1 protein-coding gene is annotated in these 708 nt (G+C 36.9%); it reads left to right on the top strand.

Annotation, left to right across the window (positions count from 1 at the left end):
- Positions 1-527, top strand: a 527-nt coding sequence (locus HMPREF2837_RS06750; protein ID WP_148131828.1) for a transposase, incomplete at its 5' end; no start/stop codon positions are given.
- Positions 528-708 lie beyond the last annotated feature (181 nt).

Here is a 708-nt window from a genome sequence, read left to right on the forward strand (position 1 = left end):
AAAAAAACTCTCCAGTGATAGAAGAGGTCAAATACTATGCAGGGGAGTTACTTAGGCTTTCTGAACACAGACAAGGTGTTCTAGAGGAGATGGTAGCATTGGCTCAATCTTTGCCAGAATATGAGATTCTTCTCTCTATTCCTGGAATAGCTGAAACCACAGCGACAAGTATTATTGGCGAACTTGGTGACATTCGTCGATTTCACTCTGCCAATCAAATCAATGCTTTTATCGGAATTGACCTCAGACACTATGAATCTGGAAACTTTCTAGCCAAGGAACATATCACTAAACGTGGGAATCCCTATGCCAGAAAGATTCTCTTTAAGTGCATTCATAACATAGCTTCAGCTAGCCACACCAATCCTTGTCATATCGCAGACTTCTATGAGAAACGGAAAAGACAATCGCAAGTGACTTCAACCAAACCACACACGATTGCCTCTATACATCGTCTCATTAGAACAATGTATTACCTTATAACGCATAACAAACTTTACGATTATACTTCTACCCAAAATCGGTAAAATTGTTTATGCCATATTATTGTAACGCCTTATCAAAAAAAATCACCAGATAAGGTGTTGGTTTAGTGTACACTTTTTTCACTAAACTTTAGTTCAGAAAAAGACAATTTCCTTAGTTTGACTATGGAAATCAAACTATTTTTCATCAAATACCTTGATATACTTGACAAATGGTAGAAAA

Origin of the sequence: Streptococcus sp. HMSC071D03 (assembly GCF_001812125.1) — a bacterium.
In the GTDB taxonomy this organism is placed as follows: domain Bacteria; phylum Bacillota; class Bacilli; order Lactobacillales; family Streptococcaceae; genus Streptococcus; species Streptococcus pseudopneumoniae_N.